Source organism: Thermomonospora catenispora, from assembly GCF_006363815.1.
In the GTDB taxonomy this organism is placed as follows: Bacteria; Actinomycetota; Actinomycetes; order Streptosporangiales; family Streptosporangiaceae; genus Thermomonospora; species Thermomonospora catenispora.
Genome location: NZ_RRYT01000014.1, coordinates 72,254 through 99,168, shown reverse-complemented (window position 1 = coordinate 99,168; position 26,915 = coordinate 72,254). Strand labels below are relative to the sequence as shown.

General features: G+C 73.2%; 22 protein-coding genes. 13 read left to right on the top strand and 9 right to left on the bottom strand.

Going from position 1 to position 26,915, the window contains the following annotated elements; translation table 11 throughout:
• Positions 1-78 precede the first annotated feature (78 nt).
• Together EIO00_RS13250 and msrB are read left to right on the top strand one after the other, a co-directional pair.
• On the top strand, positions 79-2,037 hold the full coding sequence (locus tag EIO00_RS13250) for a Xaa-Pro dipeptidyl-peptidase (RefSeq protein ID WP_140178716.1): 1,959 nt from the start codon (positions 79-81) through the stop codon (positions 2,035-2,037).
• A 134-nt stretch (positions 2,038-2,171) separates the two neighbouring features.
• Positions 2,172-2,573 carry a peptide-methionine (R)-S-oxide reductase MsrB gene (gene msrB / locus EIO00_RS13245; protein ID WP_140178714.1) on the top strand — a complete coding sequence of 134 codons (402 nt, stop codon included), beginning with the start codon at positions 2,172-2,174 and terminating at the stop codon, positions 2,571-2,573.
• A 168-nt stretch (positions 2,574-2,741) separates the two neighbouring features.
• Here the strand turns inward: msrB and EIO00_RS13240 are convergent, their stop codons facing one another.
• The 3 genes from EIO00_RS13240 to hemG form a co-directional block, all read right to left on the bottom strand.
• Positions 2,742-3,266 carry a hypothetical protein gene (locus tag EIO00_RS13240; protein WP_140178712.1) on the bottom strand — a complete coding sequence of 175 codons (525 nt, stop codon included), beginning with the start codon at positions 3,264-3,266 and terminating at the stop codon, positions 2,742-2,744.
• 121 nt (positions 3,267-3,387) lie between these two features.
• Positions 3,388-4,101, bottom strand: a complete 714-nt coding sequence (gene hemQ, locus EIO00_RS13235) for a hydrogen peroxide-dependent heme synthase (protein ID WP_140178710.1) — start codon at positions 4,099-4,101, stop codon at positions 3,388-3,390.
• The gene (gene hemG / locus EIO00_RS13230; protein WP_140178708.1) at positions 4,046-5,527 is read right to left on the bottom strand and encodes a protoporphyrinogen oxidase; all 1,482 of its coding nucleotides are present in this window, start codon (positions 5,525-5,527) and stop codon (positions 4,046-4,048) included. The genes hemQ and hemG overlap by 56 nt, the downstream gene beginning before the upstream one ends.
• 180 nt (positions 5,528-5,707) lie before the next feature.
• Between hemG and EIO00_RS13225 the strand changes: the two genes are divergently transcribed.
• On the top strand, positions 5,708-6,592 hold the full coding sequence (locus tag EIO00_RS13225) for a DUF4349 domain-containing protein (RefSeq protein ID WP_161602716.1): 885 nt from the start codon (positions 5,708-5,710) through the stop codon (positions 6,590-6,592).
• 15 nt (positions 6,593-6,607) lie between these two features.
• Here EIO00_RS13225 and hemE read toward each other — a convergent pair whose 3' ends face one another.
• Positions 6,608-7,672 (bottom strand): uroporphyrinogen decarboxylase, encoded by a 1,065-nt coding sequence (gene hemE, locus EIO00_RS13220; protein WP_140178703.1) that lies wholly within the window; start codon positions 7,670-7,672, stop codon positions 6,608-6,610.
• A 475-nt stretch (positions 7,673-8,147) separates the two neighbouring features.
• Here hemE and EIO00_RS13215 point away from each other — a divergent pair, with 475 nt between their 5' ends.
• Complete coding sequence (locus EIO00_RS13215) at positions 8,148-8,750, top strand: DUF3000 domain-containing protein (protein WP_140178701.1); 603 nt, start codon at positions 8,148-8,150, stop codon at positions 8,748-8,750.
• Between the two features lie 19 nt (positions 8,751-8,769).
• On the top strand, positions 8,770-10,026 hold the full coding sequence (locus EIO00_RS13210; RefSeq protein ID WP_140178699.1) for a ribonuclease D: 1,257 nt from the start codon (positions 8,770-8,772) through the stop codon (positions 10,024-10,026).
• 88 nt (positions 10,027-10,114) lie between these two features.
• Here the strand turns inward: EIO00_RS13210 and EIO00_RS13205 are convergent, their stop codons facing one another.
• Positions 10,115-10,477 (bottom strand): hypothetical protein, encoded by a 363-nt coding sequence (locus EIO00_RS13205; RefSeq protein ID WP_140178697.1) that lies wholly within the window; start codon positions 10,475-10,477, stop codon positions 10,115-10,117.
• Between the two features lie 360 nt (positions 10,478-10,837).
• Here EIO00_RS13205 and EIO00_RS13200 point away from each other — a divergent pair, with 360 nt between their 5' ends.
• From EIO00_RS13200 to EIO00_RS13185, 4 genes are all read left to right on the top strand, one after another.
• Complete coding sequence (locus tag EIO00_RS13200; protein WP_140178695.1) at positions 10,838-12,037, top strand: thiolase family protein; 1,200 nt, start codon at positions 10,838-10,840, stop codon at positions 12,035-12,037.
• Positions 12,037-14,142: a 3-hydroxyacyl-CoA dehydrogenase NAD-binding domain-containing protein gene (locus EIO00_RS13195; RefSeq protein WP_140178693.1), complete on the top strand. Its 2,106-nt coding sequence runs from the start codon at positions 12,037-12,039 to the stop codon at positions 14,140-14,142. The genes EIO00_RS13200 and EIO00_RS13195 overlap by 1 nt, the downstream gene beginning before the upstream one ends.
• 333 nt (positions 14,143-14,475) lie before the next feature.
• Positions 14,476-15,951: an amino acid permease gene (locus EIO00_RS13190; RefSeq protein WP_140178691.1), complete on the top strand. Its 1,476-nt coding sequence runs from the start codon at positions 14,476-14,478 to the stop codon at positions 15,949-15,951.
• A gap of 64 nt (positions 15,952-16,015) precedes the next feature.
• The gene (locus EIO00_RS13185; protein ID WP_140178689.1) at positions 16,016-17,374 is read left to right on the top strand and encodes an FAD-dependent oxidoreductase; all 1,359 of its coding nucleotides are present in this window, start codon (positions 16,016-16,018) and stop codon (positions 17,372-17,374) included.
• A 123-nt stretch (positions 17,375-17,497) separates the two neighbouring features.
• On the opposite strand, the gene dxs is transcribed toward EIO00_RS13185, so the two are convergent.
• A complete protein-coding gene (dxs, locus tag EIO00_RS13180; RefSeq protein ID WP_140178687.1) occupies positions 17,498-19,420 on the bottom strand; it encodes a 1-deoxy-D-xylulose-5-phosphate synthase in 1,923 nt (640 codons plus the stop codon).
• Between the two features lie 225 nt (positions 19,421-19,645).
• Here dxs and idi point away from each other — a divergent pair, with 225 nt between their 5' ends.
• The 4 genes from idi to EIO00_RS13160 all read left to right on the top strand — a co-directional run bounded on the left by idi (position 19,646) and on the right by EIO00_RS13160 (position 22,507).
• Positions 19,646-20,221, top strand: a complete 576-nt coding sequence (idi, locus tag EIO00_RS13175; protein WP_206664129.1) for an isopentenyl-diphosphate Delta-isomerase — start codon at positions 19,646-19,648, stop codon at positions 20,219-20,221.
• A 111-nt stretch (positions 20,222-20,332) separates the two neighbouring features.
• On the top strand, positions 20,333-21,202 hold the full coding sequence (locus tag EIO00_RS13170; protein WP_140178685.1) for a hypothetical protein: 870 nt from the start codon (positions 20,333-20,335) through the stop codon (positions 21,200-21,202).
• Between the two features lies 1 nt (position 21,203).
• Complete coding sequence (locus EIO00_RS13165) at positions 21,204-21,842, top strand: class F sortase (RefSeq protein WP_175596211.1); 639 nt, start codon at positions 21,204-21,206, stop codon at positions 21,840-21,842.
• Between the two features lie 227 nt (positions 21,843-22,069).
• Complete coding sequence (locus EIO00_RS13160; RefSeq protein WP_140178683.1) at positions 22,070-22,507, top strand: ASCH domain-containing protein; 438 nt, start codon at positions 22,070-22,072, stop codon at positions 22,505-22,507.
• Positions 22,508-22,567: 60 nt separating this feature from the next.
• Here EIO00_RS13160 and mug read toward each other — a convergent pair whose 3' ends face one another.
• The 3 genes from mug to acnA all read right to left on the bottom strand — a co-directional run bounded on the left by mug (position 22,568) and on the right by acnA (position 26,783).
• Complete coding sequence (mug, locus tag EIO00_RS13155) at positions 22,568-23,173, bottom strand: G/U mismatch-specific DNA glycosylase (RefSeq protein WP_140178681.1); 606 nt, start codon at positions 23,171-23,173, stop codon at positions 22,568-22,570.
• A 1-nt stretch (position 23,174) separates the two neighbouring features.
• Positions 23,175-23,894: a sulfite exporter TauE/SafE family protein gene (locus EIO00_RS13150; protein WP_140178679.1), complete on the bottom strand. Its 720-nt coding sequence runs from the start codon at positions 23,892-23,894 to the stop codon at positions 23,175-23,177.
• Positions 23,895-24,017: 123 nt separating this feature from the next.
• On the bottom strand, positions 24,018-26,783 hold the full coding sequence (gene acnA / locus EIO00_RS13145; protein ID WP_140178677.1) for an aconitate hydratase AcnA: 2,766 nt from the start codon (positions 26,781-26,783) through the stop codon (positions 24,018-24,020).
• Positions 26,784-26,915 lie beyond the last annotated feature (132 nt).

Sequence of the window (26,915 nt, the reverse complement as noted above, 5' to 3'; positions counted from 1 at the left end):
GGCGACTTTTTCCGTTTACGCGCCGGGCGTCGATCGAACAGCGTGCCATGCGTAAGGGCCTGACTCGGGAGGTGTGGTTTGGCACGCAGCTATCCCCGTTGGGCGGCCGCCGGCGCCCTGGCGAGCGGCGCGCTGCTCGTCGCGACCGCCGGCACCGCGCACGCGGTCGCACCGCCCCGGATCGTGATCAAGGACGGCGTCACCCAGCCGGTGTTCTCCTACGCCGACGCGATCCGCGAACGGGTGCTGGTGGAGTCCCCCGTGGACAGCGACGGGGACGGCCGGCGCGACCTGGTCAACGTGGACATCATCCGCCCCAGGGAGACCGAACGCGGCCTCAAGGTCCCGGTGATCATCGACGAGAGCCCCTACTACGACAACGCCGGACGCGGCAACGAGAGCGAGCGCAAGCGCTACGACGCCGACGGGAACCCGATCACCTTCCCGCTGTTCTACGACAACTACTTCGTGCCGCGCGGATATGCGTTCCTGGCCGTCGACATGATCGGCACCACCCGTTCGGACGGCTGCCCCACCAGCGGCGGCGCCCCCGACGTGCTCGGCGGCAAGGCGGTCATCGACTGGCTCAACGGGCGCGCCAAGGCCTACCGGCCCGACGGCAGGCCCGTCCGCGCCACCTGGACGACCGGGAACGCCGCCATGATCGGCAAGTCCTACGACGGGACGCTGGCCAACGGGGTCGCCGCCACCGGCGTCAAGGGGCTGAAGACCATCGTCCCGATCGCCGCCATCAGCAGCTGGTACAACTACAGCCGCTCCAACGGCGTGAAGTACTGGACCGACGAGCAGCCGTGGCTGGCCGACTACGTCGACACCGACCCGCCGGAGAAGTGCGCCGCCGTGCGGCGGGCCCTGGACGAGGGCGAGGACGACGCCACCGGCAACTACAACGACTACTGGGCCGAGTCGAACTACCGCCACGGCACGATCGGCGATGTGGGCAACGTGCGGGCCAGCGTGTTCGCCGTGCACACCGTCAACGACCTCAACGTCAAGGCCGACCACTTCTCCCTGTGGTGGAAGGGCCTGGCCGCCCGCGGCGTGCCCCGCAAAGTGTGGATCGCCCAGTACGGCCACGTCGACCCGTTCGACTTCCGCCGCGACGTGTGGGTGCGGACCCTGCACCGCTGGTTCGACCACGAGCTGCACGGCGTCCGCAACGGGATCATGAACGAGCCGCGCGCCGACGTGGAGATCGGCCCGAACCGGTGGATCACCCAGTCCGACTGGCCCGCCCCCGGCGCGCTCCCCCTCACCCTGCGCCCCGGCGCGGACGGCGGCCTCGGCCTCAAGCCCGCCCCGAAGGGCAGCACCGCCGTGTTCACCGACGCGCCGGGCGATGAGGGCGCCGGCGTCACCGAGGCGCAGATGGTCGCCGACCCCACCGCCGCCCGGCCCTACCGGCTGGCCTACGTCTCCCCGCCGCTGCCGGTGTCGGCCAGGCTCTCGGGCACCCCGACCGTCACCCTGCGGATCAAGCTGGACAAGCCCACCGCCAACCTCACCGCCCTGCTGGTCGACTACGGCGAGGACACCCGCGTGGACTACCTGGGCCCGGGCTCGGGCATCCGCACCCTCGACACCGAGAGCTGCCACGGCGAGGGCACGCCCGACGACGACCCCTGCTACCGGGAGACCGAGACGGTCACCGTCACCTCGCCGGTCAACGTGGTGGCCCGCGGCTGGATCGACGCCCAGAACCGCCACTCGCTGAGCCGTCCCACGCCGCTGGCCCCGGGCCGCTACCACACCGTCCGCTGGCAGACGCTGCCTCAGGACTACGTCTTCAAGCCCGGGCACCGCATCGCCCTGATCCTGGCCGGCACCGACGCCGACTACAACACCGAGACCCCCACCGGGGCCCGGGTGACGGTGGACCTGTCCGGCACCTCCGTCACCGTCCCGGTCGTCCCGGCCAAGGGCTCCGCCGCCGACCTGATCGGCCCGCAGACCCTCTCCACCTGGCGGGGCCCGACCGAGGTCACCCTCCCCCGGCAGCCCTGGCGGTTCTTCTGACGCCCGGCCCGTCCAGGCCGTCGCCCCGCACGGATCCCCCGCCGGCCCCCGGCCGGGGCGGGGCGGCGGCCGGGCCCGCGGGCCGGGTGCGCGGCGATGCCGCGGCGCCGCCGAAGCGAGGTACGGTCGGAACCATGGAGAAGGTCCACAGGAGCGAGGACGAGTGGCGCGCGATCCTCACCCCCGAGGAGTTCCACGTGCTCCGCGAGGGCGGCACGGAACGGCCGTTCACCGGTGAGTACGTCGACACCAAGACGGTGGGGGTCTACCGGTGCCGGGCGTGCGGGGCCGAGCTGTTCCGGTCGGAGACCAAGTTCGAGTCCCACTGCGGCTGGCCGAGCTTCTACGCGCCGATCGACTCCGACGCCGTGGTGCTGCTGGAGGACCGTTCCCACGGCATGATCCGCACCGAGGTGCGCTGCGCCCGCTGCGACTCGCACCTGGGACACGTGTTCCACGGCGAGGGCTACCCGACGCCCACCGACGACCGGTACTGCATCAACAGCGTCTCGCTGTCCCTGGAACCGGCCGAGTGACGCGCCTCCCGGCGTCCGGCCGGGAGGCGCCGGGAATCCGACCCGCACCGCGGCCCGGGCCCGGAGCCGTGCTCTTCGACGCCGGCGGCCGGGCGTCCCCCTCGGCGCCGCGCGGCGCGGAGCCGCCCGGGCGTCGGCCGCGTTCCGCGCGGCGCCTCAGCGGGTGCGTCACACCCGGCAGTCGTCGTCGGCGCTCTGCTTGTTGGCGAGCACGACGTGCCCGTTGTCGCTCTCCTTCGCGTGCACGAACACGATCGGCACGATCGGCTCGTCCCCGCCGTCGTAGCGCTCGAGGTATTCGACGGCCCACTCGCACAGGGCGATCGCCGCCTCGGCGTTCTCCTCCTCCTCGTCCAGATCGGTGTAGACCCGCAGGAACTCGCCGCTGCGGCGCACCTCCACCACGTGCCGGGCGACCTTCCCGTCCGGGTCCTTGACCCGGAAGTAGGCCGCCGCCTCGGGCATCGCGTCGGGATCGACGTCCCCGGCCGCCGGCGGCACCGCCGCCGTCGGCGGCGTCGGGGACGGGGTCGCCGGCCGGGCCGCCGCATGCGCCCGCGGCTTGGCGGCCGTCTCCTCCTCGGGCCGCAGCACCGCCACGCCCCCGGCCGCCGCCAGCAGCCCCGCCGCCAGCGCCCCGATCCCGATCACGGCGCCCCTGCGCCGACCGCACGCCTCCAGCGCCGTGTCCACGACCCGATCGGCCCGTGCGCGCCACCGCGAGGGGGGTTTCGCATGACGTCCAGCCGGTCGTTCTGTCACGCCCGGAAACCCTACTGAGCCGTCACGGCCCCTCGCACGCCGCCGCCGGCGCTCAGGGGAGCGCCGCGACGATCTCGGCGACCGGCTTGCGGCGGCCGGTGTAGAAGGGAGTCTCCTCACGGACGTGCCGGCGGGCCTGCGAGCCGCGCAGGTGACGCATCAGGTCGACGATGCGGTGCAGCTCGTCGGACTCGAAGGCCAGCATCCACTCGTAGTCGCCGAGCGCGAACGACGCCACGGTGTTGGCCCGCACGTCCGGGTAGCCGCGCGCCATCCTCCCGTGCTCGGCCAGCATCGCCCGCCGCTCGGTGTCGGGCAGCAGGTACCACTCATAGGAGCGGACGAACGGGTAGACGCACACGAACGCCCGCGGCTCCTCCCCGGCCAGGAACGCCGGGATGTGGCTCTTGTTGAACTCGGCGGGGCGGTGCAGCGCCACCTGCGACCACACCGGCTCGCAGGACCGGCCCAAAGCGGTGCGCCGGAACCGGCCGTAGACCTCCTGCAGGTCGTCGGTGGTCGGCGCGTGCCACCAGAACATCAGGTCGGCGTCGGCGCGGAACCCGCTGACGTCGTACACGCCGCGCGTGGTCACGTCCTTCCCGGCGGCCTGCGCGAGCAGGTCCTCGACCTCACGGGCGGCCTCCTCGGCCCGGTCGACCGGACGGACCGCCCGGAAGACCGACCACATCGTGTAACGGATGACCTGGTTAAGGTCGCGCGCCTTGGCCCCCCGTGTCGGCCTGCTCTCGTTGTCCGTCGTCATGGTCGGCTCCTCCTCGGCTCTCGAACTGTTCCATCACCCGGTCCGCCGCCGCCCGCGCGGTGGCGATGCAGGCCGGGACGCCCAGACCGTCGTAGGCCGCGCCGGCGACCGCCAGGCCGGGCACCGCGGCGACCGCGGTGCGGATGCGGGCCACCCGGTCCAGATGGCCCACGGTGTACTGCGGCAGGCCCCCGCCCCAGCGGGTGACCCGGCTGTCGATCGGCAGCCCCGTCGTCCCGCACACGGCGGCGATCTCGGCGATCGCGGCGGCCTTGAGCTCTTCGTCGCTGCGCTGGAGGGCGTGCTCGTCTCCGTACCGGCCGATGGAGCACCGGACGATGATCAGATCGGGGGCCCGCTCGGCCAGGTGCGGCCACTTCACCGAGCTGAACGTGACCGCCTTGACCTGGCGTTCCTCCACCGCGGGCACAAGGTACCCGCTCATGGCGGGGCGCCGGGGGAAGGCGGTCACCGGGTAGGCCAACGTGACGATCGCCATGCTGGCGTACTCGATGGCCTCCAGTTCCCGGGCCGCGGCGGGGACCTCCTCGGCCAGCAGCCGTGCGGCGGGCCGCGCCGGGAGCGCCAGCACCACCGCGTCGGCGTCCAGGGTCCGGGGATCGCGGGCCGGGCCGAAGACGAGCCGCCACCGGTCGCCCTCGATCCGCCGCAGCTCGCGCACCATCGCCCCGGTGCGGATCCGGCAGTCCTCGCCCAGGGCGTCCGCCAGCGCCCGGGGCAGCGCCCCGAGCCCGTCCGGCAGGGTGGTGAACACCGGCCCCGTGTTCTGCGACCCGGCGCCGCGCAGGGCGCGGACGGCGGTCAGCAGGGAGCGGTGGGTGCGCGCGGCGGCGGCGACCGGCGCGAGCGTCGCCTCGAACGACAGCAGCTCGGTCCGGCCCGCGTACACCCCGCCCAGCATCGGCTCCACCAGACGGTCCACGACCTCGCTCCCGAGCCGGGCCCCGATGTAGCCGGCGACCGACACGTCGGCGCCCACCGGGGTGCGCGGCAGCACCAGGTCCAACGCGGCCCGCGCCGTTCCGGCCGCGGACAGCACCCCGCAGGCCGCCAGCGCCCGCAGGTCGCCCGGCACCCCCATCATCTGCCCGGCGGGCAGCGGTCGCAGCCCGCCGCGGCTGTAGATGGCGGAGGCGGCCTCGCCGGGATGCACCCGCTCATCGCTCAGGCCCAGCTCGCGCAGCAGCTCCACGCCTTCGGGACGACGGGTCAGCAGGGACTCGGCGCCCTCGTCCACCGGGACCCCGGCGACCTCGCTGACCTGGAGCTTGCCGCCGATCCGCGGGGAGCCCTCCAGGACGGTGACGCGAGCGCCGCCGCAGACCAGGCGCCGCGCCGCGGCCAGACCCGCGATGCCCGCGCCCACGACGGCGACATGGGGACGTGGGGAACGCCGTTCTGTCATGCTTCAACCTTCCCAGACGGGGGGCGACCCCCGTGCAGGACCCACCCCTTGCGGGCCGCGCGGGGCCCGGCCGGGGCGGGCGGCCGGCACGGGGCGGCCGTGACCCGGCGTCTGCGCACTCGTGACCGGTTCGGAACCGAACCGGCCGGTCCGCACCGCCGGCGCGGACGTCCCAGGGGCATGGGACGTTCACGTTCAGGCAGGGTGCTCTCCGGGGCGCTGGCCGCCGCGCTGCTGACGGCCGTCCTGGCCGGCTGCGGCGGCGGCGCCTCCTCCGGAGGGCGCGAGGCGGGCGACGCGGGAGCCGCGAAGGCGCCCGCCCCGGCGCGGGAGCGCGCCGAAGGGGGCCGCGCCGCCGGCGGCGATCCGCAGACCGGACGGCAGGTCGTGATCGCCGACCGGGCCGTGGTGCACTCCGCGGATCTGCGGGTCCGCGCCGCCGAGGTGGACTCGGCGGCGGCCGAGGCCAAGCGGCTGGTGACGGCGGCGGGCGGCTATGTGCAGCAGGAGTCCTCCAGCGGCGGCCGTGCGCGGCTGACGTTCAAGATCCCCGCCGAGCGGTACACGCCGACGCTGGAGGCGCTGGCCCGGCTGGGCGTCCGGCTGTCGCTGACCCAGGAGGCCGAGGACGTGACCGAGGAGGTCGCCGACGTCGACAGCCGGGTCCGGTCGGCGAAGGCGACCGTGGAGTCGTTCCGGCGGCTGCTGCGCCGCGCCGACACCGTCGGCGAGGTGATCGAGGTGGAGCGGGAGATCTCCCGCCGGCAGGCCGACCTGGAGGCGTTGCAGGCCCGGCAGCACTCGCTGGCCCACCGCACCCGGTACGCGACCGTCGCGCTCACCGTGGTCGGCCCCGAACCCGCCGGCGCCGACCGGGTCGACGACGGGCCGGGCGGCTTCCTCGGCGGCCTGCGGCAGGGCTGGAGCGCGCTGCTGGCGATCGGCGGGGCGCTGGCCGTCGTGATCGGGTTCCTGCTGCCGTTCGTCCCGGTGTTCGCGCTGGCCGGCGCGGCCGTGTGGGGCGGCCGCAGGACGCTGCGAAGGCGCCGCCGGCCCACGACGTGACCGGCCCGCGCGCGGCTAGCGGGCGGACGCCTCGTGGACCAGATCGGCCAGGCGGGCGAGCCGGTCCGGGTCGGTGGCGGGCAGCACCCCGTGGCCGAGGTTGAAGATGTGGCCCTCGGCGGTGCGGCCCCGGTCCAGCACGTCGCGGGCCCGGCGCTCGACGACCTCCCAGGGGGCGAACAGGATCGCCGGGTCGAGGTTGCCCTGCAGCGCCTTGCCGGGCTCGACCCGGCGGGCCGCCTCGTCCAACGGCACCCGCCAGTCGACGCCCACCACGTCCGCCCCGGCCTCGCCCATCAGGCCGAGCAGCTCGCCGGTGCCCACGCCGAAGTGGATGCGCGGCACCCCGTACGACTCGATCGCCGCGAAGACGCGGCGGGCGTAGGGCAGCACCGAGGAGCGGTAGTCCTCCGGGGCCACCGCGCCCACCCAGGAGTCGAACAGCTGGATCGCGCTCGCCCCCGCCTCGATCTGCACCTTCAGGTAGTCGACGGTCAGGTCGGCGAGGCGGCCCATCAGCTCGGCCCACAGCTCCGGCTCGCCGTACATCATCGCCTTGGTGCGGTCGTGGTTCTTCGACGGGCCGCCCTCGATCAGGTAGGAGGCGAGGGTGAACGGGCCGCCGGCGAACCCGATCAAAGGGGTGTCGCCCAGCTCGCCGACCAGCGCGCGCACCGCCTCGGCGACGTAGGGGACGTCGTCGGGGGCGAGCCGGCGCAGTGCGGCGACGCCGGCCCGGTCCCGGATCGGGTCGGCGACCACCGGGCCGACGCCCGGCTTGATGTCCAGGTCCACGCCGATCGCCTTGAGCGGGACCACGATGTCGCTGAAGAAGATCGCCGCGTCCACCGCGTACCGGCGCAGCGGCTGCAGCGTGATCTCCACGATCATGTCGGGCCGGGCGCAGGCCTCCAGCATCGGCACGCCCTCGCGCACCCGCAGGTACTCGGGCAGCGAGCGCCCGGCCTGGCGCATGAACCACACCGGCGTGTAGGGCACCGGCTCGCGACGGCAGGCCTTGATGAACGCGCTCTGGGACGGGCCGCGGCCCGTCCGGGGTTCGGTCGTGTCAGAAGCCACCCGACGATGCTCCCACGATCCTCTCCCGCTCCCCCAACCCGGGCGGGCCGCGGCGCGCCGCGGAGGAGCGCCGGGAGAGATCGGCGGCGGCGGAGGGGCGACGGCGCCGCGGGCCGGCGGGGCGCGGCAGAGGTCCATCGAAAGGTCACTCGAAAGGTTCACTCGAACGGACTTTTGGACACGCCGCCGGAAGTCCCGCATTCCGTCAGGCCGCCGTGGCAGCGTTGGGCTGGTCAGAACCTAGGAGGTCCCCAGTTGTCCTGCCCCGTTCTGTACTGTTCCACCTGCGGCGACGGTCGGTCCGTCGGGCGGCTCGCGAGCCGCGGCGGGCCGGACGCCGAGCGCCCCGGGCGCGGCGCGACGCTCCCCGGCCGGAGGACTCCGTCGACGTGCCACGACGCCGTCCCCGGTGCCCGGGCGGCCTGAGATCCGTGCGGTGCGACCTCCCGTCACTCCGACCCCCGTCCGGCCGGACATGAGCGCCGGACGACCACCCCGTGCCGGCGCCGGGCCCGCCGCGCCGGCCCCGTTCCGGCGGGCCGTGTCCGCCGTGAAGTCGTTCCTGTCCGGCGATCCGATCCGGCCGGAGCTGCGCCTGGCGGAGATGCCGGCCCCGCAGCGGCTGGCGCCGCATGCGACGGCGCTGGAGGGCTCGGTGCTCCGCGACGGCGACGAGGTCGCCGAGGGGCGGCTGATCGTGCTGTACGACCCGGCCGGCCGGGACGGCTGGGTCGGCGGGTTCCGGGTGGTCGCCTACATCCAGGCGGATCTGGAGCCGGAGATCGCCTCCGACGAGCTGATCGGCAGCGTGGCGTGGAGCTGGCTGACCGAGGCGCTGGAGCCCGTCGGGTACGCCGACGCCTCCGGCACGATCACCCGGGCGGTCTCCGAGAGTTTCGGCACCAAGCGCGGCACCCCCTCGACGACGGAGCTGGAGATCCGGGCCTCCTGGTCGCCGACCGGCGAGGACCTGACCGGGCATGTGCAGGCCTGGTGCGAGGTGATGTGCACGGTGGCGGGCCTGCCTCCGGCGGGGGTGAGCGCATTGCCGGACCGATCAGGTGGTACACGCTCGTAAACGGCGTACGGTAGGGCTCGTGGGAGTGTCTGAAACCGAAGCCGCTTCTGGAGGAGCGGGCGTCGACGCGGTGCCGTTGCTGGACCCCCGCGAGGGCATCCCCCCGGTCGTCGCCGACGAGGCCGCTTTGGAGCGGGTCATCGAGACGTTCGCGGCGGGCACCGGCCCGGTCGCGGTCGACGCCGAACGGGCTTCGGGCTACCGTTACGGCCAGCGCGCCTATCTGGTGCAGCTGCGCCGGCAGGGGGCGGGCACCGCGCTGATCGACCCGATCGCCTGCCCCGATCTGTCCGGGCTGGACGAGGCGCTGGCCGGCGCGGAGATGGTGCTGCACGCCGCCGGGCAGGACCTGCCCTGCCTGGCCGAGGTGGGGCTGCGGCCGCGGCGGCTGTTCGACACCGAGCTGGCCGGGCGGCTGCTGGGCTATCCCAAGGTCGGGCTGGGCTCGATGGTGCGCGAGGTGCTCGGATACGCGCTGGAGAAGGGGCACTCGGCCGCCGACTGGTCCACCCGTCCGCTGCCGGAGGACTGGCTGCGGTACGCGGCGCTGGACGTGGAGCTGCTGATCGAGCTGCGCGACGCGCTGGCCGAGCAGCTGAGGCGCGCCGGGAAGCTGGAGTGGGCGCTGGAGGAGTTCGCCGCGATCCTGTCCACCCCGCCCAAGGCGCCCCGTCCGGACCCGTGGCGCCGCACCTCCGGGGTCCACCGGGTGCGGGGGCGCCGCCAGCTCGCGGTGGTCCGCGAGGTGTGGCAGGCCCGGGACAGGGTGGCCCGGGAACGCGACCTGTCCCCCGGCCGGGTCCTGCCGGACGCCGCGATCATCCAGCTCGCCCTGGAGATGCCCAAGACCCCGGCGGAGCTGCTGGCGCTGTCGTCGATGCGCAACCGCGGCGCCCGCCGCTACCAGTCGGTGTGGCTGCGCGCGGTGAACCGGGCCCGCACCCTTCCCGAGGCCGAGCTGCCCGCCCCCTCCCAGCCCGGCGAGGGTCCGCCCCCCGCCCACCGTTGGTCCGAACGCGACCCCGAGGCCGCCGAGCGGCTGGCCGCCGCCCGCACCGTCGTCGCCGCCCTCGCCGACGAGCACACCATGCCCGCCGAGAACCTGCTGCAGCCCGACGTCGTGCGCCGCCTGGCCTGGTCGCCCCCCGCGGAGGTCTCCCCCGCCACCGTCGGCGGCGCCCTGCGCGCCCTCGGCGCCCGCGACTGGCAGGTCCGTCTGGTCGCCACGCCCCTGGCCAAGGCGCTCCAGCGGCTGGAGAGCAAGGGCGGGTTGTAGCCCCAGGCCAAGGACGCCTCGCACCGTCCGTGGCGGTCCGTGGCAGTGGGCGACGACGCGCGGTCCGCCGTCCGTCCCGCGGGCCGGGTCACAGGTCGGGCAGCGGGTCGCGGGGAAGGCTGTCGCGGTCGAAGACCTCGGCGTCGGCGGCGTTGATGACGGGCACGTACTCCTCGTCCACCTCGAACCGGGAGCCCGCGAACTCGAACGCGGCGCCCGCCCCGGTCTCCACCGGGCCGATGCGGGTGCCGCGCGGATAGGTTCCCCAGACGCTCTTCGGCTCGGTCCGTCGGAGCGGCCCGGTGCTCAGCACCGCGACCTGGTCCTCGGTGACGACGAAGAAGAAGTGCGCACCGCCGCCGGCCGACATCGCGGGGAACAGGTACCGGATGTCCGCATCGAGGCCGAGGAACTCCCGGCAGCGCTCGCGGACCGGACGGGGCACGGGCATGGCGGGACACCTCCCCCCGGACACCGTCGGCAGATTGCCCCATGATGCACCGTTTTGTCGGTTCATGGCCAGGGCCGCCGTCGGTGACGGCCGCACCGCCCGCGTCACGGGACACGGCCCGGCCGCTCGCGCCGCCGGGCGACGCCGCGCGGCGCGAGCGGCCGATCGAGGGGCCGCCGACGTCGGCGAGCGGCGAGGACGGCCCGATCGTCACCGTGCGACGGCCGCGTTCCGGGCGAAGGAGACGTGGAGAGAGCACCGCCGCACCAGTGGTTACTGACGAGTAGGATGGGCATGGTTACCCGCGAGTAGCCGGGGCCGCCCGGTGCCCGGCGCCGTGATCATCCGAGGAGGACGACCGTGCCCCGTACCGCACGCGACGTCGTATTCGTCGACGGCGTACGCACGCCGTTCGGCAAGGCGGGTCCCAAGGGCCTGTACGCCGAGACCCGGGCGGACGACCTGGTCGTCCGCGCCATCCGCGAGCTGATGCGCCGCAATCCGTCGCTGCCGCCCGAGCGGGTGGACGAGGTGGCGATCGCGGCGACCACCCAGATCGGCGACCAGGGCCTGACCATCGGACGGGCCGCCGCCGTGCTGGCCGGGCTGCCCAAGAGCGTGCCCGGATACGCGATCGACCGCATGTGCGCGGGCGCGATGACCGCCGTCACCACCACCGGATCGAGCATCGCCTTCGGCGCCTACGACGTGGCGATCGCGGGCGGCGTCGAGCACATGGGCCGCCACCCCATGGGCGAGGGCGTCGACCCCAACCCGCGCTTCCTGGCCGAAAAGCTGGTCGACCCGTCCGCGCTGGTGATGGGCGCCACGGCGGAGAACCTGCACGACCGGTTCCCGCAGATCACCAAGGAGCGGGCCGACGCGTACGCGATGCGCAGCCAGCAGAAGGCCGCCGCCGCCTACGCCGCCGGCAAGATCCAGCAGGACCTGGTGCCGACCGCGGTCCGCTCGGCCGAGAAGGGCTGGGGGCTGGCCACCGAGGACGAACCGCTGCGGCCCGACACCACCATGGAGGCCCTGGCCGCGCTGAAGACCCCGTTCCGGGTCGGCGGCAAGGTCACCGCCGGCAACGCCGCCGGGCTGAACGACGGCGCCACCGCCTGCCTGCTGGTCGCCGAGGAGGTCGCCGGCGAGCTGGGCCTGACCCCGCGGATGCGGCTGGTGGACTACGCCTTCGCCGGCGTCGACCCGGAGGTGATGGGCATCGGTCCGGTGCCGGCCACCGAGAAGCTGCTCGCCCGCAACTCCCTGACCATGGACGACATCGGCCTCATCGAGATCAACGAGGCGTTCGCCGTCCAGGTGCTGGCGTTCTTGGAGCACTTCAAGATCGCCGATGACGATCCGCGGGTGAACCCCTGGGGCGGGGCGATCGCGTTCGGCCATCCGCTGGCCTCCTCCGGCGTCCGGCTGATGAACCAGCTGTCGCGGCTGTTCGAGGAGCGCACCGACGTCCGGTACGGGATCACCACCATGTGCGTCGGCATGGGCATGGGCGGCACCGTGCTCTGGGAGAACCTGAACTACGAGGGGGCCTGATGACTGCCGTGGAGTTGTGGCGTTCGCGACTGGCGAGCGAGGATCGCACCATCGACGAAGTCGTCACCAAGGCCCTCGTCCGCGAGGTGGAGCTGCCGCTCGGCGCCGGCCGGGCCGCGCTCATCACCCTCGACAACGGGCACGACCACACCAAGCCCAACACCTTCGGTCCGCACGGCCTGCTCGCCCTCAACGACGCCCTGGACCAGGTGGCCGCCCGGGACGACCTGGTCGCGGTGGCGGTGACCGGCAAGCCGTTCATCTTCGCGGTCGGCGCCGACCTCAAGGGCGTGCCGGCGATCAGGGACCGGGAGGAGGCGCTGGCGATCGCCCGGCTGGGGCACGAGGTGTTCCGTCGGCTGGGCGAGCTGAAGGTGCCGTCGTTCGCGTTCGTCAACGGCGCGGCGATGGGCGGCGGCGTGGAGGTGGCGCTGCACTGCACCTACCGGACCATCTCCTCCGGCGTCCCGGCGGTGGCGCTGCCGGAGACCTTCCTGGGGCTGGTGCCCGGCTGGGGCGGCACCTACCTGCTCCCCAACCTGATCGGCCCGGAGAAGGCCCTCAAGATCATCATCGACAACCCGCTGGCCAACAACAAGATGATCAACGGCCGGCAGGCCTATGAGCTGGGCATCGCCGACGCGATGTTCGACCCCGCCGACTTCCTGGAGGAGTCGCTGACCTGGGCCGCCCGGGTGATCAAGGGCGAGGTCACCGTGCAGCGCCCCCAGATCGACCGCGGCGAGGCCTGGGACAAGGCGATCGAAGGCGCCCGGTTCGCCCTGCTGAACAAGCCGCAGCGCGCCCCGCACCGGGCGCTGGAGCTGGTCGCCGCCGCCAAGACCGCCACCCGGGACGAGGGCTTCGCCGCCGAGGACGAGGCGCTGGCCGACCTCATCATGAGCGATGAGCTGCGCGCCGGGCTGTACGCCTTCGACCTGACCCAGAAGCGGGCCAAGCGGCCCGCCGGGGCGCCCGACAAGGGGCTGGCCCGCAAGGTCACCAAGGTCGGCGTCGTCGGGGCCGGGCTGATGGCGAGCCAGCTGGCGCTGCTGTTCGCCCGCCGGCTGGAGGTCCCGGTCGTGCTGACCGACCTGGACCAGGAGCGGCTGGACAAGGGCGTGGGTTACGCGCACGCCGAGATCGACAAGCTGGCCGGCAAGGGCCGGATCTCCGCCGACAAGGCCGCCCGGCTCAAGTCGCTGATCACCGGGTCGCTGGACAAGGGGGCCTTCGCCGACGCCGACTTCGTCATCGAGGCCGTCTTCGAGGAGATGTCGGTCAAGCAGCAGGTCTTCGCCGAGGTCGAGGCCGTGGTCTCGGACGAGTGCGTGCTGGCGACCAACACCTCCTCGCTGTCGGTCACCGAGATGGCGGCCAAGCTCAAGCACCCCGAGCGGGTGGTGGGCTTCCACTTCTTCAACCCGGTCGCCGTGCTGCCGCTGCTGGAGATCGTCCGCGGCGAGCGCACCGACGACGCCACGCTGGCCACCGCCTTCGCGGTCGGCAAGCAGCTGAAGAAGTCCTGCGTGCTGGTCAAGGACGCGCCCGCGTTCGTGGTCAACCGGATCCTGGTGCGGTTGCTGGCCGAGATCGTCAAGGCGGTCGACGAGGGCACCCCGATCGAGGTCGCCGAGCGCGCCGCCGCGCCGCTGGGCCTGCCGATGCCGCCGTTCGTGCTGATGGGCCTGGTCGGCCCGGCGATCGCGCTGCATGTGAACGAGACCCTGCACGCGGCCTTCCCGGACCGGTTCCCGCTGTCGAAGAACCTGGCCGCGATGGTCGCCGCCGGCAAGAAGGGCGTCTACCGCCCCGACCTCACCCTCGACCCGGAGGTGGTGGAGATCTTCTCCGGCGGGACCAACCCCTCCACCGAGGAGGAGGTGCTGCGCCGCGCGCTCGACGCCCTCGCCGAGGAGATCCGCATCATGCTGGACGAGGGCGTGGTCGCCGAGCCGCAGGACATCGACCTGTGCATGATCCTGGGCGCGGGCTGGCCGTTCCACCTGGGCGGCATCACTCCCTACCTGGACCGCACCGGGGTGTCCGAACGGGTCACCGGACGACGCTTCCTGGAGCCGGGGGTCGCCTCCCTTCCGGCCTGAGCGGCGCGGGAGGCGCCTCGCACCCACCGGGCGCCTCCCGCCCTCCGTCGCTCGCTCGCGACCGTTCGCAACCGTTCATGGCCGTTCGCGCCCTTCGCGCCTGAGCGTCCTGCGCGGGGCGGGGAGAGAGGCTCTCCCCGCCCCGCGCTAGTCTGCTGGGGTCCGGTGCGGGCCCCTCCGGCAAAGCCCGGTGAAGAGCGGGTTTGGGCCGGTGACGTACGGTGATCATTACCTCACCGGACCACTCGGCCAGACCGGTGCCCGTGGGAGGCGTCCCCGCGCGCCGCGGGACCGGTGGAACGGTTCACCGTCGCGCGTGCTTCGGGGGATCACGTGAACCTGTTGCGTACCAAGCCCGTCGAGCAGTCGATCTCGGACACCGAAGAGCCCGGGCACCGGTTGAAGCGGGATCTGACCGCCCTGGACCTGGTGGTCTTCGGCGTCGGGGTGGTCATCGGAACCGGGATCTTCGTGCTGACCGGACGGGTCGCCCGGGACTATGCGGGCCCCGGGGTGGCGTTCTCCTTCGCGATCGCCGCGATCGCCTGCGGGCTGGCCGCCCTGTGCTACGCCGAATTCGCCTCGACCGTGCCGGTGGCGGGGTCGGCGTACACGTTCTCCTACGCCACGTTCGGCGAGTTCCCCGCCTGGATCATCGGATGGGACCTGATCCTGGAGCTGGCGCTGGCCGCCGCCGTGGTCGCGGTCGGCTGGTCGGGCTACGTCCAGTCGCTGCTGACCACGATGGGCATCCCGCTGCCCGACGAGCTGGCCGGGGAGAAGGCCGTCTTCAACATCCCCGCGGTGTTCATCGTGCTGGTGGTCACCACGGTGCTGGTGCTGGGGATCAAGGTCTCCTCGCGGTTCAACGAGATCGTGGTGGCGATCAAGGTCGTGGTGATCCTGCTGGTGATCGTGGCGGGGCTGTTCTTCGTCAAGGCCGAGAACTACACCCCGTTCATCCCGCCGGCCGAGGAGAACCCGGCGACCGAGGGGCTGAAGGCGCCGCTGATCCAGGTGCTGTTCGGGGTGCCGCCGGTGAGCTTCGGCTGGCTGGGGGTCTTCGCCGCGGCGGCGGTGGTCTTCTTCGCCTACATCGGGTTCGACATCGTCGCCTCCGCCGCCGAGGAGTCCCGCCGGCCGCAGCGCGATCTGCCGATCGGCATCATCGGCTCGCTGGTGGTGTGCACCGTGCTGTACGTGGCGGTGTCGCTGGTCGTGGTGGGGATGCAGAACTACACCCGGCTCAGCGAGGACGCCCCGCTGGCCGACGCGTTCAAGGCGGTCGGCCAGTCCTGGGCGGCCACCCTGATCAGCATCGGGGCGATCGCCGGGCTGACCACCGTGGTGCTGATCCTGCTGCTGGGGCAGAGCCGGGTGTTCTTCGCGATGAGCCGGGACGGGCTGCTGCCGCAGTGGCTGTCGGCGGTGCATCCGCGGTTCCGCACCCCGCACCGCACGACGATCATGGTGGGGGTCGTGGTGGCGGTGCTGGCCGGGCTGATCCCGCTGTCGGCGCTGGCCGAGCTGGTCAACATCGGCACGCTGTTCGCGTTCGCGCTGGTGTCGATCGGGGTCCTGGTGCTGCGGCGGACCCGGCCGGACCTGCCGCGCTCCTTCCGGACCCCGCTCGTGCCGGTGGTGCCGATCCTGTCGGCGCTGGCCTGCCTGTTCGTGATGCTGAACCTGCCGGTGGAGACCTGGCTGCGGTTCGCCGGATGGCTGGTGGTCGGCGCGGTGCTGTACTTCGCCTACGGCTACCGCAACAGCCGGCTGGGCGCGCGGGAGGCGGCCGCCCGCGAACGCTGACGAGCGCCGCGCCCCGCGGATACGGTGATTGTGGTCACAGTTCGCTGCGGGCGGGGTGTGCACAATGGCGCGCATGGCTGACATCCGGGTGGCGGTGGTCGGAGCCGGCCCCGCCGGGCTGTACGCGGCCGAGGCGCTGATCGCGCAGACCGACGGGAACGTGCAGGTGGACGTGCTGGATCGGCTGCCGTCGCCGTACGGCCTGGTGCGCTACGGGGTGGCCCCCGACCACACGTCGATCAAGTCGATCGCCCGGTACCTGCAGCGGGTGCTGGAGCACCCGGCGGTGCGCTTCTTCGGCTGCGTGGAGCTGGGCTCCGACGTGACCCGCCGGGAGCTGCTGGACTGCTACGACGCGGTCGTCTACTGCACCGGCGCGGCGGTGGACCGGCGGCTGGGCGTCCCCGGCGAGGACCTGCCGGGCAGCGTGGCCGCCACCGACTTCGTCAACTGGTACTGCGGGCATCCCGACGCCGCCGAGCACGACTTCGACCTGTCGGTGGAGGAGGTCGCGGTCATCGGGGTGGGCAACGTCGCCGTCGACGTGGTGCGGATCCTCGCCAAGAGCGCCGAGGAGCTGCGCGACACCGACATCCCCGAGCACGTGATCGAGGCGCTGGCGGGCAGCCGGGTGCGGCGCGTCCATCTGATCGGACGGCGCGGGCCGGCGCAGGCCAAGTTCACCACCAAGGAGGTCCGTGAGCTCGGCGAGCTGGCCAACGCCGAGATCCACGTGCGGCCGCAGGACCTGGAGTCGGATCCGGCCTCGGCGGAGGCGGCCGAACGCGACCGGCGCGTGCGCGGCAACCTCGCCGCGCTGCGGGCGTGGACCGGCCCTCCGGCCGGCGACCGGCCGCGGCGGATCGACGTGCGGTTCTGGCTGGCCCCGGTGGAGATCCTCGGCACGCGGCGGGTCGAGGGGCTGCGGCTGGAGCGGACCGCGCCGCAGGGCGACGGCCGGGTGCGCGGCACCGGCGAGTTCGAGACGCTGCCGGTCGGGATGGTGGTCCGCTCGGTGGGCTACCAGAGCGTCCCGCTTCCGGGCCTGCCCTTCGACGAGCGCTCCCATGTGGTGCCGAACGAGGGCGGCCGGATCGTCGACGCCTCCGGGAGGCGGGTGCCGCGCGAGTACGTGGCGGGCTGGATCAAGCGCGGCCCGACCGGGGTGGTCGGCACCAACAAGTCCGACGCCGCCGAGACCGTCGCCAACCTGCTCGCCGACCTGACCGCCGACCCCGACCGCCCTCCCCCGCGGCGGCGCATCGAGGACCTGCTGGAGTCCCGCGCCTGCCGGGTGGTCACCTACGCCGACTGGCTCAACCTGGACGCCGCCGAGCGGGACCTGGCCCGCCGGTTGAACCGCGGCGAGCGCGTCAAGCTGGGCGGCTGGGAGGCCATGCGCGCCGCCTGCCATCCCCGCTGACCCCGCCGACCGTCGTCGGCTCCCCGTCGGTCCCGCCGCACGCGCCGCGAGGCCCCGGAGCGGGGAGGGGCCGCAGGAGGCGGCGGGGCGGACCGCACGGCCCGCCCCGGACGGCCCGGACGGCTACTCGCGGGAGGCGGCGGACTGGCGGTCCCGCTCCTCGGCGCCGGAGCGGGCGACCGCCTCGGTGATCTCGCGCGCCAGCCCCTGAGGGGTCAGGCCGATGTCGGCGAGGATCTCGGCGCGGGAGGCGTGCTCGAGGAACTCCTGCGGGATCCCGAAGGTGCGGATCGGGACGTCGACCTCGTTGTCGCGCAGCAGCCGGGCGACCGCGTCGCCGACCGCGCCGACCCGGCCGTTGTCCTCGATCACCGCGACCATGGTGTGCCGGCGGGCCTCGGCGAGCAGCGCCTCGTCCAGCGGCTTGACCCAGCGCGGGTCGATCACGGTGACCCCGATGCCCTGCGCGGCCAGCCGGTCGGCCACCTCCACCCCGGTGCCGGCCAGGGCGCCGACCGCCACCAGCAGCACCCGGGAGCCGTTGCTGCCGGCGTGGCGGGCCAGCACGTCCATGCCGCCCACCCGGTCGATCGCCTCGATGTCGGCGGCCACCGGGCCCTTGGGGAACCGCAGGGCGGTGGGGGCGTCGCCGATCGCCACGCACTCGCGCAGCAGCTCGCGCAGCCGGGCGCCGTCGCGCGGCACCGCCATCCGCAGGCCGGGCACCAGCTGCAGGATCGACAGGTCCCACATGCCGTTGTGGCTGGGGCCGTCGTCGCCGGTCACCCCGGCCCGGTCCAGCACGAACGTGACCGCCTGCCGGTGCAGCGCCACGTCCATCAGCACCTGGTCGAACGCCCGGTTCAGGAAGGTCGCGTACACCGCGACCACCGGGTGCAGGCCGCCCATGGCCAGGCCGGCCGCGGAGGTGACGGCGTGCTGCTCGGCGATGCCCACGTCGAACACCCGGTCCGGGTAGGTCTCGGCGAACGCCGCCAGGCCCACCGGGTGCAGCATGGCGGCGGTGATGCCGACCACGTCGGGGCGTTCGGCGCCGATCCGCACCATCTCGTCGCTGAACACGCTGGTCCACGACACCCCGCCGCTCTTGGCGACGGCCTTGCCGGTGGCCGGGTCGAACGCTCCGCCGCCGTGCATGCAGTCCTCTTCGTTGTTCTCGGCGGGGGCGTAGCCGTAGCCCTTGCGGGTGATGCAGTGCACGATCACCGGGGCGCCGAAGTCGCGGGCACGGCGCAGCGCGTGCTCCAGGGCCTCGACGTCGTGCCCGTCGATCGGGCCGACGTACTTGATGCCGAGGTCCTCGAACATCGCCTGCGGCTGGAAGACGTCCTTGAGCCCCTTCTTGACGCCGTGCAGGGCCTCATAGGCGACCGGGCCGACCACCGGGGCGCGCGGCACGGTCTTCTTGATCATGTCCAGGGCGCGCTCGTAGCCGCGGCTGACCCGCAGGTCCGCCAGATGGCTGGCCAGCCCGCCGATGGTGGGCGCGTAGGAACGGCCGTTGTCGTTCACCACGATGATCACCGGACGGTCCGGGCCGTCGGCGATGTTGTTCAGCGCCTCCCAGCACATCCCGCCGGTCAGCGCGCCGTCGCCGACCACCGCGACCACCGCGCGGTCGTGCTCGCCGCGCAGCGCGAACGCCTTGGCCAGCCCGTCGGCGTACGACAGGGCGGTGGAGGCGTGCGAGTTCTCGATGATGTCGTGCTCGGACTCGGCCTGGCTGGGGTAGCCCGACAGCCCGCCGCGCTTGCGCAGCCGGGAGAAGTCCTGCCGGCCGGTCAGCAGCTTGTGCACATAGGCCTGGTGGCCGGTGTCGAAGAGGATCTTGTCGCGGGGCGAGTCGAAGACCCGGTGCAGCGCGATGGTCAGCTCCACCGCGCCGAGGTTGGGGCCGAGGTGGCCGCCGGTCCGGGAGACCGCCTCGACCAGGAAGTCGCGGATCTCGACGGCCAGCCGGGGCAGCTCCGCGGGATCCAGCCGCTTGAGGTCGTCGGGTCCGGTGATCGACTCAAGAACGCTCACGCCGTCCTCCTCGCCTGACGCCCAGCGGTGCCGTCGGTGTCGCCCACGCCGTCGTCCCCTCCACGGGCGACCGTCCGCCGCCCCCTTGATCTTGCCTACGAGGCACCGAGTTTAATCCCGGTTTGCGTACTGCAGGCCGGTCCCGCCGGCTGAAAGCGCCGCGGGCGTCTGACAGCATCGGCGGGGACAGGCGTAGCCCGCTCACGGATGGGAGATCCCACGCTCATGGCCATCGAGGAGATCGTCCTGCTCAACGCGGCCGGCGAGGCGATCGGCACCGCGCCGAAGGCCACCAGCCACCATCGGGACACTCCCTACCATCTGGCGTTCTCGTGCTATGTCGTCGACGACGAGGGACGGGTGCTGATCACTCGGCGGGCGTTGGACAAGGCCACGTTCCCGGGCGTGTGGACCAACACCTGCTGCGGCCATCCGGCTCCCGGGGAGGGGCTGCGCGCGGCGGTGACGCGGCGACTCGGCGACGAACTGGGGCTGTCGGTGACGGAGCTGACGCTGGTGCTGCCGGAGTTCGACTACCGGGCGACCGCCGCCGACGGGGTGGTGGAGCACGAACGGTGTCCGGTGGTGCGGGCCCGCTGGACCGGCGGGGAGCCGCGGCCGAACCCGGAGGAGGTGGCCGAGGCGCAGTGGCGGACCTGGGAGGAGTGCCTGGAGCTGGCCGAGGATCCGAACGCCTCGCCGTGGTACCGGATGCAGATGGCGCAGCTCGCCCCGCTGGGGCTCCCGGCGCAGTGGCCGGCGGCCGACCTCTCCCTGCTGCCGCCCGCCCTGTCCTGGTAGAGGGCAGGATGCCGGATTTCCGTGCACGGCGCGGCACGCGTTACTAGACTCGCAGTTCACTAAGCCGCCATGATCGTGCCGTCTCGTCACACCGGCAAAGGATGGGGACCGATGCGCATCATCCGACTCGTCGCGACGGGCGCCGCCTGCGGCGCCGCGGCGCTGGCCCTGCCGGCCCTGACCTCGCCGGTCCAGGCGCTGGCCGCGCCCAAGGCCACCACCACGTTCCCCGAGGGCTTCCGGCCGGGCTGGAACCTGGTGATCAACGTGACGGGGTGCACCCGGGCGCCGAGCTCGCGCGGGCTGCGGAACGAGATCTTCGCCGAGGACCCCGAGTTCCAGCGGCCCGAGGAGGGCGAGGGCTGGATGGCCATCGGCGGCACCCGCCCCGACCTGCAGTCGGGTCGGACGTACCGGACCGAGTTCCGGTGCGACGGGCGGACGTTCCCGCTGGAGATCACCATCCCCCGGTCGGCCGGCGGCGGGGCCACCGCCTCCCCCTCGCCGGGCGCCGGCAACGGCGGCGGCGGAGATGGCGGCGGCGCCTTCACGTTCGGGTTCGACAAGGTGAAGCTGTCGACCCGCACCGTCGTCCCCGGCGGGAAGATGGGCTTCACGGTGACCTGCCCGACCACCGTCACCGCGGAGTCGGCGGCGTTCGCCAAGCCGCCGACGTTCACCAAGAAGGGACAGGTCTCCACGGGGACGGCGACGTTCGGCGAGAAGCTGCCGTCCATCGTGAAGATCAAGATCACCTGCGCCGGGCACGGGCACGTGGAGTACAGCACCGAGCCCGCCAAGAAGGCGCTGGGCGAGGGCGGTCCCAAGATCCCGGTCGGCGCGCCCAACACCGGCGGCGGCGCCGGACAGGGGCCGGGCGCGCTCGTCTACGGCGGCGCGGCGGCGGCGCTGCTGGCCGTCGCGGGGGGCGGTGCGCTGATGCTGCGGCGGCGCGCCGCGAGCGCGGCGGAGACGGACTGACGTGCGGCCCGGACGTCGGGCCGCCTCCCGCGGGGCGGCCCTGGCGCTGACGACGGCCCTGGCGGCCGGGTGCGGCGGCTCCGATCCCTCCGCCGCGCCCTCCGCACCGGCGGTGCCGACGTGGAACGGCTCGGCGCCCTCGGCGCCGTCCCGGCCGGTGCGGCTGACCTACGCCGAGCCGATGCGGCGGTCGGTGCCGGTGTCGATCCGAATCCCCAAGCTGGGCGTGTCGGCGCCGGTCTCGCAGCTGGGGCTGCGCCCGGACGGCAGGATCGAGGAGCCGCCGCTCAGCCGGCCGAACCTGGCGGGCTGGTACAAGGAGGGCCCGTCCCCCGGGGAGGCCGGCCCGTCGGTGATCCTGGGGCATGTGGACGCCAACCGGCGGCCCGCGGTGTTCCACCGGCTCACCGAGCTCTACCCCGGCGATCTGATCGAGGTGACCCGGCAGGACGGGACGGTCGCCAAGTTCGCCGTGGTGCAGATGGCGCGGGTGTCCAAGAGCCGCTTCCCCGGGGAGCTGATCTACGCCGAGGACATCGACTATCCGGCGCTGCGGCTGGTCACCTGCGGGGGCTCGTTCGACGAGCGGACCGGGCACTACACCGAGAACATCATCGCCTTCACCCGGCTGGTGAAGTGACCGGGCGTTCATAGTTGCCCTGCCCGAGAAAATGTGAGAAAGATTTCTTCTCTCGGCTCTGGCCGTTTCGTCGACCGTGGTCAGAGCGGGTCGCCTCTCGCCGAGAAGGTCACGTTCGGCTACCGCCCACCGGGCGGACATGGCGGCGGGGCAGGTAATCGGCTACAAATCGGACGGTCGGCCGGTGACACCGGATCGGCTCCTCAGGAGATCCCGGAGGTACCCGCGTGCAGGCGATCAGCGTTCGGCAACCCTGGGCCTTTGCCATCGCACGAGGCGTCAAGACCGTCTACAACCACCCCCGACCGATCGCCTACCGCGGCCCGCTGCTCATCCACGCCTCCATGCGCGTGGACCTGGGCTCCTGCGACTCCCCGCTGATCCGGTCCGCCGGCTGGGACCCCCGCGACCCGCTGGCCACCCTCGGCGCCGTGATCGCCCTGGCCGAGCTGTCGGAGGTGTGCGAGGAGGCGACCCGGGGCAGGGACTGCGACTGCGGTCCGTGGGCCGAGCCGTCCGCCTGCCACTGGAGGCTGACGAACGTGCGGGCGCTCCCCCGCCCCATCGTCGCCCTCGGCCGGATGGAGCCGTGGCAGCCCCGCCCGTCCCTGGTCGAGGAGGTCCACCAGATGCTGGCCACCACCGCCGCCGAGCACGGCCGCTGACCCGCCCCCGGACCCGCCCGCCGCCCGGAACAGGTCCGGGAGCGGCCGGGGAAGAGGGCCTCAGAGCGAATCCGGCGCCGGCTCTGCGGTCCTCCCGGCCGCCTCGGCTCTCTCGGCCGCCTCCCGCAGGCGGGCGAACTCCGCCGCGATGCGCTCCAGCGACCATCCCGCGTTCAGGCCGCTGGGGTTGGGCAGCACCCACACCCGCGCCGGGCCGATCGTCTCCGGCCGCGGCCCGATCTGCGCCTTCGGGATCGCGAACGCCGTCCGGTAGGCGGTCACCCCGGCCACCGCCACGAAGCGGGGCCGATGCCGCCTCACCAGCTCGACCAGCCGTCGTCCGCCCGCGCGCAGCTCCTCGGCGGTCAGCTCATCGGCCCGGGCGGTGGCCCGCGCCACCAGATTGGTGATGCCGAGGCCGTAGGAGGGCAGCAGATGCTGCTCGACCGGGGCCAGCAGCCGGTCGGTGAAGCCGGAGCGGTGCAGAGCGGGCCAGAACCGGTTGCCGGGGCGGGCGAAGTGGCAGCCGGTCGCGCCCGAGTACAGGCTCGGGTTGATGCCGCAGAACAGCACGCGCAAGGGCGTTCCGTCGGCGGGCAGTACGTCGGGGATCTCGCGGTCGCGGGCCTCCTCGAGGTCGGCCCCGGTGGGACGTCGCGTCGTCACGTCACATCACACTGCGCACGATCAGCGAGAGGGCGGACGCGCCCACCACGAGGGCGACGGCGATGCGCGTGCGCCCGGCGTCCAGGCGGCGGCGCAGCGAACCGGCGGCGACGAACCCGGCGAGCACGCACGGGACCAGCGTCAGCCCGGCGAGGACCTGCTCGCGCGGCAGCTGCCCGGCGGCGGCGAGGACGGCCAGCGACAGCAGGGCGCCGACGGTGAAGAACACGGCGAGGGTGGCGCGCACGCGCGGCCCGCTCTCGTGCTGGTAGAGCAGTGCGATCGGGGGGCCGCCGATGCCCGAGGCGGTCCCGGTGGCGCCCGCGACCAGCCCGGCGGTGGTGAGGGTGGCGGGGTTGCGGGGCACGGTCCCCCTCCAGGCGCCGGCGACGAGCGCGGCGAGCACCACCGCGCCGATCAACGCGCCGAACGCGTCGGCGGGAACGGCGGCCACCGCCCAGGCCCCCAGCGGGGTCCCGACCAGCCGGCCGCCGAACGCCCAGCGCAGGCCGCGCAGGTCGGCGTGGCGCACCTCCCGCGCCAGCGTCGCCAGCGGCAGCACGGCCGAGGGGACGAGGACGGCGCCGGGCATGAGGGAGGGGAACAGCAGCGTGATGACGGGCGTGGCGACCAGTCCCACGCCGAGGCCGACGCTGCTCTGCACGATCGCGCCGGCCAGCACGGCCAGACCGCCGATCAGCACGAAGTCGAGATCAGGCATGACCCGGCAACGCTACAACTCCACCGATCAGGTGGGTTTCCGGCGCCCGTCCCGGAACGGGACGGGCCATCCCCCGGCTGCGGGGGACGGCCCGTGCCACGTTGCGCGGCCTACTTGCGCGGCCTACTTGCGCAGCAGGTTGCGCAGCACGTACTGCATGATGCCGCCGTTGCGGTAGTAGTCGGCCTCGCCCGGAGTGTCGATGCGGACGATCGCGGTGAACTCCTTGTCGTCGGCCTTCACCGTGACCTCGCGCGGCGTCTCGCCCTCGTTGAGCTTCTCGATGCCGATGATGTCGAAGGTCTCGGTGCCGGTCAGGCCGAGCGACTCGGCCGACTCGCCCTCCTTGAACTGCAGCGGCAGCACGCCCATGCCGATGAGGTTGGAGCGGTGGATGCGCTCGAAGGACTCGGCGATGACGGCGCGCACGCCCAGCAGCGCGGTGCCCTTGGCGGCCCAGTCGCGGGAGGAGCCGGAGCCGTACTCCTTGCCCGCGACGACCACCAGCGGAATGCCCTGGGCGGCGTAGTTCTGCGCGGCGTCGTAGATGAACGTCTGCGGCGCGCCCTCCTGGGTGAAGTCGCGGGTGTAGCCGCCCTCGACCCCGTCCAGCAGCTGGTTGCGCAGCCGGATGTTGGCGAACGTGCCGCGGATCATCACCTCGTGGTTGCCGCGGCGGGACCCGTAGGAGTTGAAGTCCTTCGGCTCGACCCCGTGCTCCTGCAGGTACTGCGCGGCCGGGGTGCCGACCTTGATGGCGCCGGCCGGGGAGATGTGGTCGGTGGTGACCGAGTCGCCCAGCTTGACCAGCACCCGGGCGCCGCGGATGTCGCGGACCGGCTCCGGCTCCATGGTCATGCCGTCGAAGTACGGGGCCTTGCGGACGTAGGTGGAGTCGGGGTCCCAGGCGAAGGTGTCGCCGGTCGGGACGGGCAGCTCCTGCCAGCGCGGGCCGCCGTCGAAGACGTTGGCGTAGTCGCGCAGGAACATCTCCTGGCCGATGGAGCTCTCGACGATCTCGGCGACCTCCTCCTGCGACGGCCAGATGTCGCGCAGGTAGACCGGCTCGCCGTCGGAGCCCTCGCCGATCGGGTCGTTGAGGATGTCGATGTCCATGGTCCCGGCCAGCGCGTAGGCGACCACCAGCGGCGGCGAGGCCAGGTAGTTCATCTTCACGTCGGGGTTGATCCGGCCCTCGAAGTTCCGGTTGCCCGACAGCACCGACACCACGGTCAGGTCGTTGTCGTTGACGGCCTTGGAGATCTCCTCCGGCAGCGGGCCGGAGTTGCCGATGCAGGTGGTGCAGCCGTACCCGACGAGGTTGAAGCCGAGCTTGTCCAGGTACGGGGTGAGGCCGGCGCGCTCGTAGTAGCCGGTGACGACCTGCGAGCCGGGGGCCATCGAGGTCTTCACCCAGGGCTTGCGGGACAGGCCCTTCTCCACCGCCTTCTTGGCCAGCAGGGCGGCGCCGACCATGACGTAGGGGTTGGAGGTGTTGGTGCAGGAGGTGATCGCGGCGATCACCACGGCGCCGTGGTCCAGCTCGAAAGAGGTGCCGTCGGCCAGGGTGACCGGCACCTTCTTGTGCGGGCGGCCGCCGCCGTCGCTCCCCTGCTCGCGGGGCTTGTCGCCGTTGTCGCTGTGGGAGACGGCCGGGGAGTCCGAGGCGGGGAAGGACTCGGCGGTGGCCTCATCCAGGGCGCCCTCGACGGTGACGTAGTTGCGGACGTCACGCCGCCAGGTCTGCTTGGCCTCCGACAGCGGGATGCGGTCCTGCGGACGCTTGGGACCGGCGATCGACGGGACGACCGTCGACAGGTCCAGCTCCAGGTGCTCGGAGAAGTCCGGCTCGGCGGACGGGTCCAGCCACAGGCCCTGCTCCTTGGCGTACGCCTCGACCAGGGCGATCTGCTTCTCGGGGCGGCCGGTCAGCCGCAGGTAGGAGATGGTCTCCTCGTCGATGGGGAAGATCGCGCAGGTGGAGCCGAACTCCGGGCTCATGTTGCCGATGGTGGCCCGGTCGGCCAGCGGCAGCGCCGCCACGCCCTCGCCGTAGAACTCCACGAACTTGCCGACCACGCCGTGCCTGCGCAGCATCTCGGTGATGGTCAGCACCAGGTCGGTGGCGGTGGTGCCGGCCGGCAGCCGGCCGGTCAGCTTGAAGCCGACCACCCGCGGGATGAGCATCGAGATCGGCTGGCCGAGCATGGCGGCCTCGGCCTCGATGCCGCCGACGCCCCAGCCCAGGACGCCGATGCCGTTCTCCATGGTGGTGTGGGAGTCGGTGCCGACGCAGGTGTCGGGGTAGGCCACCCCGTCACGGGCGAACACCACGCGGGCCAGGTGCTCGATGTTGACCTGGTGGACGATGCCGGTGCCCGGCGGGACGACCCGGAACTGGTCGAACGCGGTCTGCCCCCAGCGCAGGAACTGGTAGCGCTCGCGGTTGCGCTCGTACTCCCGCTCCACGTTCCGCTCGAAGGCGTCGGGGCGGCCGAAGTAGTCCACGATCACCGAGTGGTCGATGACCATCTCGGCCGGGGCCAGCGGGTTGACCCGGGAGGGGTCGCCGCCCAGATCCCGCACCGCCTCGCGCATGGTGGCCAGGTCCACCACGCACGGAACGCCGGTGAAGTCCTGCATGATCACCCGGGCGGGGGTGAACTGGATCTCCTGGCTGGGCTGTGCGGCGGGGTCCCACCCGGCCAGCGCGCGGATGTGGTCGGCGGTGACGTTGGCGCCGTCCTCGGTGCGCAGCAGGTTCTCCAGCAGCACCTTGAGGCTGTACGGGAGACGGGCCGAGCCTTCGACGGCGTCCAGCCGGTAGATCTCGTACGACTCGTCGCCCACCCGCAAAGTGCTGCGGGCGCCGAAGCTGTTCGCGGACACGACTCCTCCTCCATCACGCCCCGGGCCCGGTCGTGGGCGCGCGGCGATCCATCCGTTATTCGGCGCAGTGGCTCTGCGCGGGCCGCTGCCGGCGTGGTCCGGCGCGGTGGTGTGCTCTGCAGAATCCTGCCC